Here is a 1173-nt window from a genome sequence, read left to right as displayed (position 1 = left end):
GGCGGTCTGCCGCGCCCTGGAGCGGGGGGGGGGCGCCGGCCCCCCCCGCCCCCTGCCGGGAGGCGCTCACCGGGACGTGACCGGGCACGGGGCGGTCCGGGAGCCGGCGCGGCCCGGTACGGGGTGGCGGGTGACGGGTGACATGGGGACGACCTCTCGGCTGATCGCGCCGGCGTCGGTGAACGACCTTCCGTCCCTGATTCGATGCACCGGGCCGGGGCAGATGGGTCCGTCGGCGGACGAGTACGACGGGGTGCGGGAAAAGGGCTGCGGGGCCCCTGCCGACCAGGTCGGAGCACGGTCGTCCGACTGTCGAAGATTCAAGCGAAATTCGGACCCGAGCGCTCCCGTCCGCAGCTGGTTCGCCGTCGAATCAAGGTCATGGAAATCCGCCACGGGAGTGAATCCGGCACCGGGCACGCCGCAGGTGCCGACCACTCAGGTGACGGCCGATCAGGAAGGAGGTGCAGGACCATGCGTACGACGCGCACCAAGCGGTCGCTCGCCGTCGCCGCGACCTGCGTGATGCTGGGCGGCGGTGCCGCCGTGGCCACCTCGGCCACCGCGGCCTCGGCCACCACCACGTCCGCCGCGTCCTCGGTCTCCCACGACAAGGACTGCCGCTGGTACCCCGCGCACTGGGAGACCAAGTGGGTCGGCGGCCACTGGCAGAAGGTCTGGCACGCCGGCCACTGGCACAACGACTGGCACGCGGGCTGGTGGGACGCCCACCACCACTGGCACCACGGCTACTGGCACAAGACCTGGCACAAGGCCGGCTGGGAGTGGAAGTGGATCCCGGCCCACTGGCAGCAGGTCTGGGTGCCGGCCGGCTGGTACTGCCGCTGACGCCCCCGGGACCGGACCGGCCGGCCGACCCCGGCCCCACCGGTCCCCGGCCCCGCGCCCGTTCGGCGCCGGGGCCCCCCCCCCCCCGGGCGCCCGCCCCCCCCCCGCGGCGCCCGGCCCCGGTGAGCGCCGGGCCGGCCAGTGGAGCACCTCGGCGCCGGCGGCCGCGGCCACGGCGGCGCGGTGGCCGCCCGGCGGGCAGGCGACCAGCACCCGCCAGCCGTCCGCGGGGCGGGGGGGGGGCCGGGGGGGTGCTGCGCCTCGCGGGCGGCGGGCCCGGGCAGGTGGGCGATCCGGCCCGCGCCGAAGACCAGGTCCACGACC

At 76.9% G+C, this 1173-nt stretch carries 1 protein-coding gene; it reads left to right on the top strand.

What is annotated here, in order from left to right; all coding sequences use genetic code 11:
* Positions 1-474: 474 nt before the first annotated feature.
* A complete protein-coding gene (locus ACFV0G_RS39580; protein WP_380558852.1) occupies positions 475-849 on the top strand; it encodes a hypothetical protein in 375 nt (124 codons plus the stop codon).
* Positions 850-1173: the final 324 nt, after the last annotated feature.

This window comes from Kitasatospora sp. NPDC059571, from assembly GCF_042735675.1.
Classification (GTDB): domain Bacteria; phylum Actinomycetota; class Actinomycetes; order Streptomycetales; family Streptomycetaceae; genus Kitasatospora.
This window is presented reverse-complemented; position numbering and strand designations above follow the sequence as displayed.